Origin of the sequence: Bradyrhizobium sp. CCBAU 11361, from assembly GCF_028128935.1 — a bacterium.
Taxonomy (GTDB): domain Bacteria; phylum Pseudomonadota; class Alphaproteobacteria; order Rhizobiales; family Xanthobacteraceae; genus Bradyrhizobium; species Bradyrhizobium niftali.
Genome location: NZ_LBJZ01000022.1, coordinates 1 through 15,898 on the forward strand (window position 1 = coordinate 1; position 15,898 = coordinate 15,898).

Below are 15,898 nucleotides of genomic sequence, written 5' to 3' on the forward strand. Positions count from 1 at the left end.
GCTCGCGCTCGCCGCGATCTCGCCGTCGCAGGCCGCAGCAAAGATCCAGCGCCTGATCTCGCCGGGCGGCATCGAGGCCTGGTTCGTGCAGGACGCCACCGTGCCGCTGATCGCCATGGAATATTCCTTTGCCGGCGGCTCGGCCCAGGATCCCAAGGACAAGCCGGGCGTCGCCAATCTCGTCGGCGATCTCCTCGACGAAGGCTCCGGCGATCTCGACTCCAAGACCTTCCACGAGCGGCTTGACCGCCGCGCCATCGAGCTTTCCTTCAGCGCCACCCGCGACACCTTCCGCGGCAGCCTGCGCATGCTGCGCGACAACAAGGACGAGGCCTTCGACCTGTTGCGGACGGCACTGACCTCGCCGCATTTCGACACCGCCGACGTCGAGCGCATCCGCTCGCAGGTGATCTCGGGCCTGCGCCGCGAGACCACCAATCCGTCGTCGCTGGCGAGCCGCAAATTCCTGGAGGTCGCCTTCGGCGATCATCCCTACGGCCGGCAGACCAACGGCACGCTGGAGAGCGTGCCGACCGTCACCGCCGCCGACATGAAGGACTATGTCGGCCGCGTGCTCGCCAAGGACACTTTGAAGGTCGCAGTCGTCGGCGACGTCGATCCGGCGACCCTCGGCAAGCTGCTCGACCACACCTTCGGCAGCCTGCCCGCCAAGGCCAATCTCGTGCCGGTCCCCGACATCGAGGCGGCCAAGCCGCCGCAGCGCGCCTTCGTGCCGCTCGACGTGCCGCAGACCGTCATCACCTTCGGCGGCCCCGGCGTGAAGCGCAGCGACCCGAACTTCATGGCGGCCTATGTCGTCAACCACATCCTCGGCGGCGGCGGACTGTCCTCCCGGCTCTATCGCGAGGTCCGCGAGAAGCGCGGGCTGGCCTACCCCCCCCCCCCCCCCCCCCCCCCCCCCCCCCCCCTCGGTGTTCGAATCCCTGCTCTGGATGGAGCATTCGGCGGTCTTCATCGGCAATACCGGCACCCGCGCCGACCGCGCCAGCGACACCATCGACGCCATCGAGAAGGAGGTGCGCCGGATCGCCGAGGAGGGCCCGACGCAGAAGGAGCTCGACGAGGCCAAGTCCTACCTCAAGGGCTCGCAGATGCTGGCGCTGGATACGTCCTCGAAGCTCGCCCAGGCGCTGCTGCAATATCAGCAGGACAAGCTTCCGATCGACTATATCGAGAAGCGCAACGCCATCGTCGACGCGGTGACGCTGGACGACGCCAAGGCAGCCGCCAAGCGCCTCTGGGGCCAGGGCCTCCTGACCGTCGTCGTCGGCCGCGCCCCGCAGGCCGCCGCGCAGCCGGCAGCAGCGGCGCCCAAGTCGAACTGAGGTCTTCCATCCGCTGTGTCAAATGGCCGGGCTTGCCCCGGCCATTTGCGTTTCGCATGAGCGCCATTGCCGAACGTGGACGTCCGGGATATGTCCGGACATCACGAATGGTGCCATCATGCTGCGGATATCCCGCGATCTCGTCATCGACGAGGACGACATCGAGATCGGCTTCGTCCGCGCCTCCGGCCCCGGCGGGCAGAACGTCAACAAGGTCGCAACCTCGGCCCAGCTGCGCTTCGACACGCGCAAGCTGACCCTGCCGGAGGATGCCACGATCCGGCTCGCCCGCATCGCCGGCCAGCGCATGACCAAGGACGGCGTGATCGTGATCCACGCGCAGCGCTTCCGCACCCAGGAACGCAACCGCCAGGACGCCATCGACCGGCTCGTCGAGATCCTGAGCGAGGCGATGATACGGCCGAAGCCACGGCGCGCGACACGGCCGACCTTCGGCTCCAAGCAGCGCCGGCTTGAGGGCAAGAAGCGTCGCAGCGATGTCAAGGCCGGACGCGGCCGGAGTTTCGACGATTGAATGGACAAAGACCTCCGGCCGCCAAGCGACCGGAGGTTTGCAGGTTCACGTTCCGGCGTCAGTAACGCTTGCCGGTGGCGGGGCTGCCCGAGGCGGAATCATCGACCGTCCCCTTGTGTGCTGCGCTTCCCGTTGTGCCGACCGCGCCCTTCGTTCCCTTGGTCGACTTCATGCCCACCTTCTCACCCGGGGCGCCCTGCTGCGTGCCGAGATCCTCATCTTCGCTGGCTGACGCGCCCCCCTGCATGGGTTTGCTTTGCACGGTGCCGCCGGGCTTGGTGCCAGATGACGTGCCTTGCGCGAAAACGGGCGTCGCAATGAGGGCTGCAAGAGCGCATGCGATTGCAGAAGTCTTCACCAACTTCATCCATTTCTCCTGGATTTTTTGCGATGACCGGGTCGGCTGCGTCCTGCGCCGTCCGCCTGCACCGGACCGGTTCATCGCATAGAGAGTTCGAACGGCGCGATCGCGATGCAATCCGCTTCGTGTGGTGATCGTTTAGGGATTTCGAGGCGGTTTCGCGGAATTGTCCTCCGCATATGCGGCAGCGTGGAACACGTTCCCCGTGTGCATTAGTACGCGAGGTTGGACGCGCCACATTTGCCATGTGGGAAGCTCGACCTTCCCCATGCATTTGTGCCCACGAGGCATTAGACTGGGATATTCGCCGAGTGAGCCCATGCCCGTCCGCCAATTGCCAGAGCAAGTCGTCAACCGCATCGCCGCCGGCGAGGTGGTCGAACGGCCCGCGAGCGTGGTCAAGGAACTGGTCGAGAACGCGATCGATGCGGGTGCGAGCCGGATCGACGTCTTCACCAATGGCGGCGGGCGGCGGCGGATCGGCATCACCGACGACGGCAGCGGAATGACGGCGAAAGACCTGGCGCTCGCGGTGGAGCGCCACGCCACCTCCAAGCTCGACGACGAAGACCTGCTCCAGATCCGTACGCTCGGGTTCCGCGGCGAGGCCCTGCCCTCGATCGGCTCGGTCGCGCGTCTCTCGATCACCACGCGCCATGCCAGCGAGCCGCACGCCTGGGCGCTCACCGTCGAAGGCGGCGCGAAGTCCGAGATCATGCCAGCGGCGCTCGCGCATGGCACCCGCGTCGAGGTCAACGACCTCTTCTACGCCACGCCGGCGCGGCTGAAGTTTCTCAAGACCGACCGCACCGAGGCCGAGGCGATCCGCGAGGTGGTGCGGCGCCTCGCGATGGCGCGACCGGACGTCGCCTTCACGCTTGCGGGCGAAGAGCGCGCGCCGGTGACCTGGGCCGCGGCGCTGCCCGGCGCCGCCGGACGGCTGACGCGGCTCGGCGACATCCTCGGCGCGGAGTTCCGCAGCCACGCCATCGAGGTCCATGCCGAGCGCGAGGGCGTCGTCGTTTCCGGCTATGCCGCAGCGCCGGCGCTGACGAAGGCCAACGCGCTCGGACAGTATCTCTTCGTCAACGGCCGCCCGGTGCGCGACAAGCTGATCTTAGGGGCGGTGCGCGCGGCCTATTCCGACTATCTGCCGCGCGACCGCCATCCGGTGCTGGCGTTGTTCGTCACGCTGGATCCGCGCGAGGTCGATGCCAACGTGCATCCGGCCAAGACCGAGGTGCGCTTCCGCAATGCCGGCCTGGTGCGCGCGCTGATCGTCCATGGATTGAAGGAGGCGCTCGCGCGCGAGGGCCGCCGCACCGCCGCCAACAGCGGCGAGAGCGCATTGTCCTCGTTCCGGCCCGCATTCACGCCGCGCCCGGCGAGCTGGGACTGGCGGGCCTCGCCATCCGCCCCAGTCGCGCCGATGCCGTCATTCGATGGCGCGGCAGCGCCTGCCTTCTCCGAGCGCGCCCAGGCGGCGTTCGACGTCGGCGCGCCCAGTGCCGACGTGCGGTTCGAGACGCAGCCCGTCAGCGACCTCGTCGATCGCCCGCTCGGCGCCGCGCGCACGCAGATCCACGAGACCTACATCGTCTCGCAGACCCGCGACGGCCTGATCATCGTCGACCAGCATGCCGCGCATGAACGCATCGTCTATGAGCGGCTGAAGGCCTCGCTGGCCGCCAACGGCGTGCAGCGGCAGATCCTGTTGATCCCCGAGATCGTCGAGATGGACGAGGCCACGGTGGAGCGCCTGCTCGAGCGCAGCGAGGAGCTTGCCTCGTTCGGGCTTGCGATCGAATCCTTCGGCCCCGGCGCGGTCGCCGTGCGCGAGACGCCGTCGCTGCTCGGCAAGACCAATGCCGGCGGCCTGTTGCGCGATCTCTCCGAGCACATGGCCGAATGGGACGAAGCGTTGCCGCTGGAGCGCCGCCTGATGCACGTCGCCGCCACCATGGCCTGCCACGGCTCGGTGCGCGCCGGCCGCAGGCTCAGGCCCGAGGAGATGAACGCCCTGCTGCGCGAGATGGAGGAGACGCCGAACTCCGGCCAGTGCAATCACGGCCGGCCGACCTATGTCGAGCTTAAGCTGTCGGATGTGGAGAAGCTGTTCGGGCGGCGGTAGCCCGGTGAACGCGTAGGGTGGGTTAGCGAAGCGTAACCCACCTCTTTCCGTTTCCGCTGAGAAAGACAGTGGTGGGTTACGCCTTCGGCTAACCCACCCTACGCACCGAACACGATGCTTACGGCCTCTTTAAAAACACGAACTCCGTGTCGTCATAGGCCCGCCGCTCCAATTCCTCGAAGCCATCAGGCGCCGCAAACTGCGCGGCCTTCGCCTCTTCGACCACCAGCAACGCGCCCGGCGTGAGCCAGCCGCCGTCGCGCAAGCTCACAAGCGCCTTCTCCGCAAGTCCCCTGCCATAGGGCGGATCGAGGAACACCAGCGAGAACGGCTCGACGGGATGCGCCGGGCCGAGATCGGTCGCATCGCGGCGATAGACCTTTGTCACCCCGCCGAGGCCGAGCGATTCTACATTGTTGCGCAACAACGCCCGCGCCTCCGCACCGTTGTCGACGAACAGCACGAACTTCGCGCCGCGCGAAGACGCCTCGACGCCGAGCGCGCCGGTGCCGGCGAAGAGATCGAGCACGCGCGCGTCCTCGATCGGATCGTCATAGGCGTGGACGAGGATGTTGAACACGGACTCGCGCAGGCGGTCCGCCGTGGGGCGGATGTCACGCGAAGACGGTGAGGCGAGATTACGCCCCTTCAAGCGACCGCCGACGACGCGCAACTAGTCCTCCCGCGGCGTCAGGTCGCGCTTGCCGTGATAGCCGCGCTTGGGACGGCGCGGCGGGCCGTAGCCGCTCGCCTCCGCCTCATTGCGCTCGCGCGCCTCCTCGCTGCCGGTGCGCTGCACCAGCACGCGGCGGCCCTTGCGATCGTTGATCACGTCACGCTTGCTGGCAGGCTTCTTCTCGCGCGGCGCTTCGCCATCGGGTGAAGAAGATTTCTGCGGCACGTCGAACTGCGCGCCCGACTTCTCGATCACCTTGTCGCCGAGCTGTTCGCGCAGCACGCGCGACTTGATCTCCTCGACCTGGCCTTCGGGGACTTCGCCGAGCTGGAACGGGCCGTAGGATACGCGGATCAGCCGGTTCACCTCGAGCCCGAGATGGGCGCAGACGTTGCGCACCTCGCGGTTCTTGCCTTCGCGGATCGCGAACACCAGCCAGACATTGGCGCCCTGGTCGCGCTCCAGCGTCGCATCGATCGGACCGTACTTGACGCCCTCGACCTCGATGCCACCCTTGAGCTCGTCGAGCTGTGCTTGGGTGACGTCGCCATGGGCGCGGACGCGGTAGCGACGCAGCCAGCCGGTGTCCGGCAACTCGAGCGTGCGCGCAAGGCCGCCGTCATTGGTGAGCAGCAACAGGCCTTCGGTGTTGAAGTCGAGCCGGCCGACGCTGATCAGGCGCGGCAGACCTTCGGGCAGATTGTCGAACACGGTCGGACGGCCCTCGGGGTCGTCATGCGTGGTCATAAGGCCGCGCGGCTTGTGATAGAGAAACAGGCGCGTGCGCTCGCGCGGCGGCAACGGCTTGCCGTCGACAGCGACGACGTCGTTCGGCGTCACGTCGAGCGCGGGCGAATTGATGACGCGGCCGTTGACGGTAACGCGGCCCTGCGTGACCATCTCCTCGGCGTCGCGGCGCGAGGCAAGCCCTGCGCGCGCCAGCGCCTTGGCGATGCGCTCGCCGGCCTTCTTCGGCTTCGGCGCGTCTTCGCGGCGCGGCCGCCCCTCGAAATCCCGATCGCGCTCGCGATAGGCACCACGGCCGCCGAAGGCCGGGCGCTTCTCGAAGATCCGGCTCTCGTCCTCGTTTTCACGGCGCGGACGATCACCGAAGCGGCCTTCGCTGCGCGGATGCTCGTGCCAGTCGGAGCGGCCTTCCGAGCGCTCGCGCGGGCGATTGAATTTCGGACGGTCGCCGCCGCGCTCGCCATCGCCGTCACGACGGGGGCGATCGAACTTGGGACGATCATCGCGCGGGCGATCAAACTTGGGACGATCGAATTTGGGCCGCTCGCGGAACGGACGATCGCCCGAGGGGCGATCGTCGCGCGAACGCGAGAACCGGGGACGATCCTCGCCGCCTTCGCGCTTCTGCCAGGGCTTGTCCTCACCGCGGTCGCGGCCGCCGAAATCCTTGCGCGGGCCCTTGCTGAAATCCTTGCGCGGCGGCCGGTCGCCGCGCGGACCCGCATCGCGCTTCTGCCACGGCTTTGAATCGCTGCGCTCGCCACGATCACGCGGCCGGTCGCTGCGGTCCGGCGCACCACGCGAAAACTTCCGTTCGCCGTCGAACTTGGGACGATCGCCACGCGGCGCGTAGGGCCGCTTGTCGCCGAACTTCTTGTCACCTGTCCGGCCTGCGGGGCGGGAATCGTCGCGATCCCGGCTGCGCGGCGGACGGTCGTCACGGCCATAGGACGGGCGATCGCCGCGCGGCTTGAACGGCCGCTTCTCGCCGTCGCGCGCGCCGCGATCCGAAAACGGACGGTCGCCACGCGGCTTGAAGCTGCGCTCGCCGCGCTCCTCACCACCGCGGTCGTCGCGCTTGAAGCGCGGGCGGTCGCTGAAATCGCGGCGCGGCGCATCGCCCTCCTCGCGGCGGCGGAACGGACGGCTGTCGCGGTCGCCGCGGGGCGGGCGGCTGTCGCCCTTGCCCTCAGGGCCGCGCTTGGCGAACTTCTTCTCGGGGCCACGCGGCTTGCCGGACCGGCCCTTGGCCGGGCCACGATCACGCCGGCCGCGGGAATCGTTGTCTTTGTCGCTGTCGCGAGGCATGAATAATCTCACTCAGGGGGTGGCCAGAAAGCATTGTGCGCGCTCGTTTCGAGCCGCATGCTCAGGCAAAACCGGTATTCACTCTTGCTGAAGGCGGAGCTACTAGCAGGTTTCTGGCAATGATACGAGGCTTGAAAGCCCCCTCTTTCATGGATTTGGCGCTCAAAACGGCCGAAAATGCCGGAAAGGCGGGCGAAGTTCCGATCGGATGCGTGGTCGTCCGCAATTACGAGGTCATCGCCACCGCGGCGAACCGGACGCTGACCGACTACGACCCCACCGCCCATGCCGAGATCATTGCGCTGCGCGAGGCCGCGAAAAAAATCGGCAGCGAGCGCCTGGTCGACTGCGACCTCTACGTGACGCTGGAGCCCTGCACCATGTGTGCGGGCGCGATCTCTTTTGCAAGGGTCAGGCGGCTCTATTACGGCGCCGCCGATCCCAAGGGCGGCGCGGTCGAGTCCGGCGTGCGGTTCTTTGCCTCACCGACCTGCCATCACGCGCCGGACGTCTATTCCGGTGTCGGCGAGAGCGAAGCAGCGCGGCTGCTCAGGGAGTTCTTTCAGGAGAGAAGGTAGCCCGGAGTCGAGTAGCCCGGATGGAGCGAAGCGCAATCCGGGGCAGTGTCGCCGTGCTGACAGAACCCGGATTTCGCTTCGCTCCATCCGGGCTACAAGATCGTCAAGCAGAGAAGAACTCGCGCAACGCCTGCGCGGTGACGTCGGGGTTCTCCTCGGTGAGGAAGTGCCCCGAATCCACCGGCATGCCCTCGACATTCGTGGCCCATTGCTTCCACGTATCCAGCGGCGTCGCGGCGGCTTGCGCGACGCCGGCATTGCCCCACAGCGCCAGCATGGGAATGGTGATCTTCTTGCCGGCCTCGAAATCGGCCTTGTCGAGGTCGTAGTCGAAATAGGCGCCGGCGCGGTAGTCCTCACACATCGCGTGCACGCGGGCGGGATCGCGGAACGGGGCGATGTAGTGCTCGAGCGCGCGCTCGTCGATGGCCTCTAGCGTCTTCGATTTGGTCTGGCTCGCCATCTTGAAGCGCAGGAAGAACTCGCCATTGCCCGAGATCAGCGTCTCCGGCAGCGGTGCCGGCTGCGCCAGGAAGGTCCAGTGATAGATCTTCAGCGCGTAGGCGCGGTTCATCCGCTCCCAGTAATTATAGGTCGGCAGGATATCGAGCACGGCAAGGCGCGACAGCCGGCCGGGATGGTCGAGCGCGAGGCGGTAGGAGACGCGGCCGCCGCGGTCGTGCCCGGCCAGCGCGAAGTGCACGTGGCCGAGGCGCTCCATCGCCTCCACCATGGCCTTGGCCATCGCGCGCTTGCTGTAGGGCATGTGCAGCGCGTCGCTCTCGGGCATGTCGGACCAGCCATAGCCCGGCAGGTCGGCGATGATCAGCGTGAACTTGTCGGCAAGCTGCGGCGCCACGCGGTGCCACATCACATGCGTCTCGGAGAAGCCGTGCAGGAGCAAGAGCGGCGGTCCCTTGCCGCCGACGCGGGCAAAGATACGGCCGAGGGAGGTGTTGATCCACTCGGAGGCGAAGCCGGGATAAAGATCGGCGAGATCGGACATCTTTCTGCATCCTTGTCTGGTCAGTCGCGGAGGCGCCCCAACAAAAATGTCGAAAACAACCCCATGCACAGTAGCACGCGTCCTCGGCGAAGGGCGCTAAGCCCAACAGCCGACTACGCATTTTTGAAATGTCCATGTGGCGGCGCGATGGCGCAAGGTTTTTGCGCGCGCAGCGGAAAAACCGCTGTCAGCCCTTGGCCTTCTCGGCTTCCACCGCCTGCCAGCCGATGTCGCGGCGGCAGAAGCCTTCCGGCCAGTTGATGCGGTCCACGGCCTGATAGGCGCGGCCTTGCGCCTCCGTCACGGTCGCCCCTAACGCGCAGACGTTGAGCACGCGGCCGCCATTGGCGAGGATCGCGCCGTCCTTTGCGACGGTGCCGGCGTGGAAGATCTCGACGGTGTCGACCTTGGCGGCCTCCTCCAGCCCCTCGATGCGCGTGCCCTTCTGATAGTCGCCGGGATAGCCCTTCGCCGCCATCACCACGGTGAGCGCGGATTCCGGATACCAGCGCAGATCGAAATGCTTCAGCTCCCCGTCGCAGGCGGCGATGAACGCCGGCACGATGTCCGACATCATGCGCAGCATCAGGACCTGGCACTCGGGATCGCCGAAGCGGACGTTGAACTCGAAAAGCTTCGGCCCCTGCGTGGTCAGCATGATGCCCGCATAGAGGATGCCGCGGAACGGCGTGCCGCGCTGCTTCATGCCGGCGACCGTCGGCAGAATGATCCTGGCCATGATCGCGTCATGGATCGCCGGCGTCACCAAAGGCGTCGGCGAATAGGCGCCCATGCCGCCGGTGTTCGGGCCGACGTCGTGGTCGAACACACGCTTGTGGTCCTGCGCGGAGGCCAGCGGAATGGCGGTCTCGCCGTCGCACAGCGCGAAGAAGCTGATCTCGCGGCCAGGCAGGAATTCCTCGATCACCACTTCAGTGCCGGCTTCGCCAAAGGCGCCCTCGAACATCATGGCAATGGCGTCCTCGGCCTCGCGCACGGTCTTGGCGACGACGACGCCCTTGCCGGCGGCAAGACCGTCGGCTTTCACCACGATCGGCGCGCCCTGGCTGAGGACATAGTCGCGCGCGTCCTTGGCATTGGTGAAGCGCTTGTAGGCGCCGGTCGGAATGCCGAATTCGGTGCACAGCGCCTTGGTGAAGCCCTTGGAGCTTTCGAGCTGGGCGGCCGCCCCGCTCGGCCCGAACGCCTTGATGCCGGCGACGGTGAGATCATCGACGATGCCGGCGGCAAGCGGCGTCTCCGGGCCGACCACGACGAGCTCGACCGCGTTGGTCTTGCAGAAGTCGATCACGGCGGCATGGTCGGCGACATCGAGCGCCACGCATTCCGCCTCCCGCGCGATGCCGGCATTGCCGGGCGCGCACCAGAATTTGGTCACCAGGGGGGAGGCCGCAATCTTCCATGCGAGAGCATGTTCGCGGCCGCCGGAACCGAGCAGGAGAATGTGCATCGAAGGCTCGAAAAGAGGGGTTTGCTGGGGGCGGAGGTCGCACGAATCGCGGCGCGTCTCAAGGGGGCGCCGTTCCAATTCCCCGTCATTCCGGGGCGCGCGTAGCGCGAGCCCGGAATCCATTGGCCCGCAGCGTTGGTAGTGAAATGGATTCCGGGCTCGTCGCTGGCGCTCCGCGCCGGAATGACGGGAGAGCTAGACCTGCCTCCCCGCAATGATCTCCTGCAAGGTCGCGACATGCCTTGCAAAAGCGCCGCGGCCCGTCGCGGTGGCGGTCACCGTGGTCTGCGGCTTCTTGCCGACGAAGGCCTTCTCCACGGACACATAGCCGGCCTTGGCCAAGGTCTCGATATGCGCGCCGAGATTGCCGTCGGTGGCGCCGGTCAGCTTTTTCAGCCGCGCGAATTCGAGGCCGGCGGACACAGGCAGTGCGTTCAGCGCCGCCATGATCTTGAGTCGCAGTGGCTGGTGGATGATGTCGTCGAGCTCCCTCATTCGCTAGATCCGCCGCATCCAGAGGCCGCCGAGGATGAGCCCGCCGCCATTGACGAAGGCCATCCAGAGCGGAAACGTCTCGCCGATGAAGAAGAAGCCGATCAGCGTCAGCGCGGAGATGCCGAGACCGATCGCCACGAAGGCATAGCCGAACCAGAGGCCCGCCAGCGTGTAGAACAGCATGAAATAGATCGGCCAAAACGTGCCCAACTGGCGCGGACCGAAATGACCGATGACTGATGTCACGAGGTAGCCGAAGGCGAAGAACAAGGCGAACACCAGGGCCAGCCTGATATTGAAGGCCGCGCCATGGGGCTGATGCGGCGGATTGAGCAGGCGGATCGCAACCAGACCGCCGACGCCCAGAAAGTCCGAGGCAACCCAGGCGTAGACGGCATAGACCGGCCAGAGCCAGGTCACGAGATTGGCGGCAAACACCAGGACGCCCCACCAGACAGCCGCGAGGCTCGCGAGCTCATAGAGCTGCGATTGCTTCAACCGCTGGACGATATCGTCGATATCGGCCAGCGCCGCGGACGCCTCCTTGCTGTCGATCATGACTGTCCTGCTCCGCGCGTTGCCACGTCCTCGGCGATGACCGAGATCGCCTTCGGGTGGGTGACGATGCCCATGTGGTTGATGCCGTCGATGATCTTGACGTCGACCGACGGTTTGATCGCCTGCACTGTCTCCGCATATTTGTCCGAGATCATCATCTCGTCGTCGGCGCCGCCGAAGATCGTGATCGGACGCGTCGTCGCCGGCAGATCGAGCCGATAGCCGCGCGTCGCGAAATTGCGCATCAGGCGATCGGAATAGGTGGAAACGAGGTACTTCGCCGAAGTCGCGGGCACGGCCAGGGCGAGCACCGGAAGCTGCGAACAGCAGTCGATGCCGAGCTTGCGCAGCGCAGTCAGGCCCATGAAGCGCGGGACATCGACGTTGGCCCAGCCGCCGGCGTGCGGCCTGTTGGTCGGTGCGTCATAGCCGAGATAGGGCGCGAGCAGCACGGTGCGCACGAACATGTCCTGCATGATCGGTGTCGCGGCGACGCGCAGCGAGAAACCGGCACCGGCGGAATGGCCGATCAGGGTGAGCGGCAGGTCGGGCGCCGTCTTGCGCAAATGGGCGACGAAGTCGACGAGATCGTCCTCGAGCTGGCCGACATAGCCGATATCGCCGCGCGTGCCGGAGCCGCCGTGGCCGCGGATGTCGAGCGCCCAGGTCTCCACCCCGCGCGAGGCGATCGCATGGGTCAACGCATGATTGACGGTGCCGCTGGAGCCGGACGAGCCATGGATGAAGATCGCACCGTGGCCCGTCGCGGGGCCATTCGGCGTGTAGTGGCGATAGCCGATCCAGGTGCCGTCGCGGGCCTGAAAGCGCTCGAGCGGCGGCATGGTCGAGAAGTCGACGAGCTTCACGGACTCCGAGACCGATCGCATCTCGGGCGGCCGCTCCAGCGGCGTTGCGATCATTGCGGCCACGATCAGCGCCACAGCGCCGACCGCACACAGGGCCCATTTCAGTCCGTGCAAAACGCCGCGCAGCAGCCGGATCGCCATCGCTCAACTCCCTCGAATACATCAATCAATAGAGAACTCTATAATACAGAGTACTCTTCCGGTCAATTCCCGGATTGGCGCCGCGCGGCGAAAATCCTTAACGTCGGGTCTGACCCCAAAATGCCGAATCGTTTGCCGATGCCGCCCGCGGAACCCCTGCTCAACGCCCCAGAATTCACCGTCTCCGAGCTCTCGCAGTCCCTGAAGCGGACGGTGGAGGATGCCTTTGGCCATGTCCGGGTCCGCGGCGAGATCTCGGGCTTTCGCGGCGCCCACTCCTCCGGCCACTGCTATTTCGCGCTCAAGGACGAGAGCGCCAAGATCGAGGCGGTGATCTGGAAGGGCGTGCACGGGCGGATGCGCTTCAAGCCCCAGGAGGGGCTCGAGGTCATCGCCACCGGCAAGCTCACGACCTATCCGGGCTCCTCGAAGTACCAGATCGTGATCGAGGCGCTGGAGCCGGCCGGCATCGGCGCGCTGATGGCGCTGATGGAGGAGCGCAAGAAGAAGCTCGCCGCCGAGGGCCTGTTCGACGAGGCGCGCAAGCAGCTGCTGCCGTGGCTGCCGGAGGTGATCGGCGTCGTGACCTCGCCGACCGGCGCAGTGATCCGCGACATCCTGCACCGGCTGGAGGACCGCTTCCCCCGCCATGTGCTGGTGTGGCCGGTCAAGGTGCAGGGCGAAGGCTCGGCCGAGCAGGTCGCGGCCGCGATCCGCGGCTTCAACGCACTGCCGGAAGGCGGCAAGATTCCGCGGCCCGACGTGCTGATCGTCGCGCGCGGCGGCGGTTCGCTGGAGGACCTCTGGTCCTTCAACGAGGAGATCGTGGTGCGGGCAGCAAGCGAGAGCATGATTCCGCTGATCTCCGCGGTGGGCCACGAGACCGACATCACGCTGATCGATTTCGTCGCCGACAAGCGCGCGCCGACGCCGACGGCGGCGGCCGAGATGGCGGTGCCGGTGCGCAGCGATCTGTTCGTCGAGGTCGCCGATCTCGCCCGCCGCACCCGCGCCTATTGGCAGCGTGCCCACGAAAGCCGCCGCAACGAGCTGCGTGCGGCTGCGCGCGCCCTGCCCGCGGCCGGCGATCTCCTGGCGATCCCGCGGCAACGGCTGGATTCGGCGGGCGCCGCCCTGCCCCGCGGCTTGAAAGCCAACACGCATGCGCATTTCCGCAGGTTTACTGCTGCGGGCGCAAAGCTGACGCTGCGGGTGCTGCACGGGCAGATCTCGCAGGCCGATCACCGGCTCACCGTGTGCGGCGAGCGGCTCGGTCTCTCTGCGCGGTCGCTGTTGCGGCAACGGCGCGACCGCTTTGCCGGTCTCGAGGTGCGGCTGCGTGCCTCAAAACTCTCCAACGCGCAGGCGCAGCGCAACGCGATTGCCCGCCAGCGCGAGCGCACGCAGCGTCTTGGCGAGCGCGCAGGCCGCGCGCTGGCGACGCTGCTGCAACGGTTAGACGCCCGCGTCGAGAACAGCGGTAAGCTGCTCTCCGCGTTGTCATACCGCGGCGTGCTCGCGCGCGGCTTTGCGCTGGTGCGCGACGAGGCCGGCCATCCCCTGCATTCGGCCGACAGCGTCGGTCCCGGCGCACGCGTCGAGATCGAGTTCGCGGACGGACGTGTCGGCGCGACAACGGACGCGGATCGCCCGGCCCCTATCGCAAAGCGCGCACAGCAACCGAAGCCGGCCGCGCAGGAGACCAAGCCCGCGCCGAAGCGCGTCGGCAAGCCGGTGGATCAGGGCAGTTTGTTTTAGACGCGACAGCGGCGCAACATTCCCGCTGTCGTCCCGGCGAAGGCCGGGACCCATAACCCCAGGCAGGAGTTTGGCGAAGACTCGTCGTTCGGTACTCCTACTGCCTCCAATTGATAGATCACGCGGTATGGGTCCCGGCCTTCGCCGGGACGACGATGAGGAAGCACCAGCGGGACCAGTCTGAAGAAGCGGCCACCTCCAGCGACAACGGCTTCGCCGTTGCGCGGGGGTGACGGGGATGGAATCGTGCGCCTCAGCGGCAAGACAATCCCGCGTCGATCGTGGTCCAGAAGCCGCAATGTTCCGGCGCGAGCATTGGCGCGCCGGCGTGGGCTTCGAACAGGAAGATCGCGACGGTGAAGACGATCAGTGCGGAGGAAAAGAGGACGATGCGGTTGCGCATGTGGGATGCGTTTAACCGACATCGTGGTCGAATGATGGCACCACCACATGCTGAAACCGCCGCCATGCGCGATCCGTAGATTCACGGTCGGCCATTATCCGTGCAGGGCGGTGGTCGATGCGGGGCTGTCCGCCTCAAATTGTTCCTCGGGCGGCCCCGCTTGGGAATCTGTCGCCCCGTAGCCCGCATGAGCGAAGCGATATGCGGGAACTGTCTTCCCGGATATCGCTTCGCTCATCCGGGCTACTGGATCTTCATCACCGCGCCAGCCACTCCGCGACTTCCTTCTGCGACTCCGCGCGTGCGACCGCATCGGTGCCGAGATGGCCGTGCTCGGGCGCGGCGGCGTCGCTGCTGCCGGCAGCTGAGTGCAGCGGCGTGTTGGCACGGTCGAAATCGTGATAGGCGCCGGGATAGACCACGATGCGCGCGAGCGCGCTGCGGCCATGCGCCCCCTCGACCATCTGGCGGCAGGCTGGCGGCGACGACACGTCGTCATTGGCACCGATCAAGACCAGCGTCGGCACCCGCGTGCTCCAGCCGAGGCCGGCAGAAATCCGGCAATCCGGATAGAACGCGATCGCCGCGCGGAAATCCGGCCCCGCGTCGCGCGCGGCATTCTGCGGACGCACCGCCCACAGCAGCGTGCTCGCGCCGTTGGCCCAGCCGATCAGGCTGACGCGGTCGCGCGCGACCCAGGTCTGCTTCATCAGCCAGGCGCGCGCGGCCGCGACGTCGGCGACACGCTCGCGCCGCGCCTTGACGTGCGTCTCCTTGACGCGGCATTGCGGCCCAAGCTCGCGCGAGCCGTAGCTGTCGGGCAGCAACACCGCGTTACCCGCCTTGAGCAACCGCTCCGCCCAGTCGCGATAGCGCGGCAATACGGGATCACCATGGCCGCCAAGGCCGCCGCAGCCATGCAGCGCGATCACGGTCGGAAACGGCCCCGCGCCCTCGGGCTTGTAGAGTTGCGCATGCAGGACGCCGGACGACAGCGGAATCTCGACGTGCTGCGGCGCAGGCGCGGCGCGCGCGGCCGACATCAGCAGCATCAGGAACAGGACGGTCAGTCGAAGGCGCATCGGACTCTGCCGTATCAGGTGCCGGCCGAGGGCGCCGGGACGATCCTTCGCCCGAAGCACTATCATGCGAAAACGGCGGCAAAACATCACAAACCAGTGGGTTTACCGGGCGGACAGGCCGCCCTATCTATGCTACATCCCGTCCAACACATCGTGCCCTCCAGGTTTTTTACGGAGAGGCCTTCCACGGAGACTTTCGACCGTGCTGAACAAGTTCGGCTCTTCCGGCAATGGCGAAGCGCAGGTGCAGTATCTCGACGGCGATTTCCGCGTGATCTCGCCGGGGACCTATGTACGCTGCGCGATCACCGACACGCGGATCCCGCTCGACGAATTGAAATACTGGAGCGTGGACCTGCAAGAGGCCTACGCCACGCCGGCCGCCGTGCTGCAGCGGCATTTCCCCGGCGCGCCGAAGCCGCAGCCGTGAGGCCGC

At 67.0% G+C, this 15,898-nt stretch carries 15 protein-coding genes and 1 pseudogene; 6 read left to right on the top strand and 10 right to left on the bottom strand.

Annotation, left to right across the window (positions count from 1 at the left end):
- Together XI08_RS07285 and arfB are read left to right on the top strand one after the other, a co-directional pair.
- Positions 1-1,346, top strand: a pseudogene (locus XI08_RS07285) (M16 family metallopeptidase); the annotation flags it as partial.
- 118 nt (positions 1,347-1,464) lie between these two features.
- Positions 1,465-1,881, top strand: coding sequence for an alternative ribosome rescue aminoacyl-tRNA hydrolase ArfB (gene arfB / locus XI08_RS07290; protein ID WP_011090218.1), 417 nt, complete (start codon positions 1,465-1,467; stop codon positions 1,879-1,881).
- Between the two features lie 58 nt (positions 1,882-1,939).
- On the opposite strand, the gene XI08_RS07295 is transcribed toward arfB, so the two are convergent.
- Positions 1,940-2,248: a hypothetical protein gene (locus tag XI08_RS07295; RefSeq protein WP_271573917.1), complete on the bottom strand. Its 309-nt coding sequence runs from the start codon at positions 2,246-2,248 to the stop codon at positions 1,940-1,942.
- Between the two features lie 313 nt (positions 2,249-2,561).
- On the opposite strand from XI08_RS07295, the gene mutL reads away from it, so the two are divergent.
- Positions 2,562-4,373 (top strand): DNA mismatch repair endonuclease MutL, encoded by a 1,812-nt coding sequence (gene mutL, locus XI08_RS07300; RefSeq protein ID WP_271573918.1) that lies wholly within the window; start codon positions 2,562-2,564, stop codon positions 4,371-4,373.
- Between the two features lie 118 nt (positions 4,374-4,491).
- Here the strand turns inward: mutL and rsmD are convergent, their stop codons facing one another.
- The gene (gene rsmD, locus XI08_RS07305) at positions 4,492-5,046 is read right to left on the bottom strand and encodes a 16S rRNA (guanine(966)-N(2))-methyltransferase RsmD (RefSeq protein WP_271573919.1); all 555 of its coding nucleotides are present in this window, start codon (positions 5,044-5,046) and stop codon (positions 4,492-4,494) included.
- Positions 5,047-7,104 carry a pseudouridine synthase gene (locus XI08_RS07310; RefSeq protein WP_271573920.1) on the bottom strand — a complete coding sequence of 686 codons (2,058 nt, stop codon included), beginning with the start codon at positions 7,102-7,104 and terminating at the stop codon, positions 5,047-5,049. It abuts the gene before it with no gap.
- 119 nt (positions 7,105-7,223) lie between these two features.
- Between XI08_RS07310 and XI08_RS07315 the strand changes: the two genes are divergently transcribed.
- Positions 7,224-7,682: a nucleoside deaminase gene (locus XI08_RS07315; protein ID WP_271573921.1), complete on the top strand. Its 459-nt coding sequence runs from the start codon at positions 7,224-7,226 to the stop codon at positions 7,680-7,682.
- A 103-nt stretch (positions 7,683-7,785) separates the two neighbouring features.
- Here XI08_RS07315 and XI08_RS07320 read toward each other — a convergent pair whose 3' ends face one another.
- The 5 genes from XI08_RS07320 to XI08_RS07340 form a co-directional block, all read right to left on the bottom strand.
- Complete coding sequence (locus XI08_RS07320) at positions 7,786-8,688, bottom strand: alpha/beta fold hydrolase (RefSeq protein WP_271573922.1); 903 nt, start codon at positions 8,686-8,688, stop codon at positions 7,786-7,788.
- A 187-nt stretch (positions 8,689-8,875) separates the two neighbouring features.
- On the bottom strand, positions 8,876-10,159 hold the full coding sequence (gene purD, locus XI08_RS07325) for a phosphoribosylamine--glycine ligase (protein ID WP_271573923.1): 1,284 nt from the start codon (positions 10,157-10,159) through the stop codon (positions 8,876-8,878).
- A gap of 195 nt (positions 10,160-10,354) precedes the next feature.
- Positions 10,355-10,654, bottom strand: coding sequence for a winged helix-turn-helix domain-containing protein (locus XI08_RS07330; protein WP_271573924.1), 300 nt, complete (start codon positions 10,652-10,654; stop codon positions 10,355-10,357).
- A gap of 3 nt (positions 10,655-10,657) precedes the next feature.
- Positions 10,658-11,212: a hypothetical protein gene (locus XI08_RS07335; RefSeq protein ID WP_271573925.1), complete on the bottom strand. Its 555-nt coding sequence runs from the start codon at positions 11,210-11,212 to the stop codon at positions 10,658-10,660.
- Positions 11,209-12,219 carry an alpha/beta hydrolase gene (locus XI08_RS07340; protein ID WP_271573926.1) on the bottom strand — a complete coding sequence of 337 codons (1,011 nt, stop codon included), beginning with the start codon at positions 12,217-12,219 and terminating at the stop codon, positions 11,209-11,211. Before XI08_RS07340 ends, XI08_RS07335 begins: the two co-directional genes overlap by 4 nt.
- Positions 12,220-12,339: 120 nt before the next feature.
- On the opposite strand from XI08_RS07340, the gene xseA reads away from it, so the two are divergent.
- Positions 12,340-13,977, top strand: a complete 1,638-nt coding sequence (xseA, locus tag XI08_RS07345) for an exodeoxyribonuclease VII large subunit (protein WP_271573927.1) — start codon at positions 12,340-12,342, stop codon at positions 13,975-13,977.
- Between the two features lie 253 nt (positions 13,978-14,230).
- Here the strand turns inward: xseA and XI08_RS07350 are convergent, their stop codons facing one another.
- Together XI08_RS07350 and XI08_RS07355 are read right to left on the bottom strand one after the other, a co-directional pair.
- Positions 14,231-14,380 carry a hypothetical protein gene (locus tag XI08_RS07350; RefSeq protein ID WP_165448178.1) on the bottom strand — a complete coding sequence of 50 codons (150 nt, stop codon included), beginning with the start codon at positions 14,378-14,380 and terminating at the stop codon, positions 14,231-14,233.
- Positions 14,381-14,637: 257 nt separating this feature from the next.
- A complete protein-coding gene (locus XI08_RS07355; protein WP_271573928.1) occupies positions 14,638-15,462 on the bottom strand; it encodes a dienelactone hydrolase family protein in 825 nt (274 codons plus the stop codon).
- Positions 15,463-15,664: 202 nt separating this feature from the next.
- On the opposite strand from XI08_RS07355, the gene XI08_RS07360 reads away from it, so the two are divergent.
- The gene (locus XI08_RS07360; protein ID WP_011090242.1) at positions 15,665-15,892 is read left to right on the top strand and encodes a DUF2093 domain-containing protein; all 228 of its coding nucleotides are present in this window, start codon (positions 15,665-15,667) and stop codon (positions 15,890-15,892) included.
- Positions 15,893-15,898 lie beyond the last annotated feature (6 nt).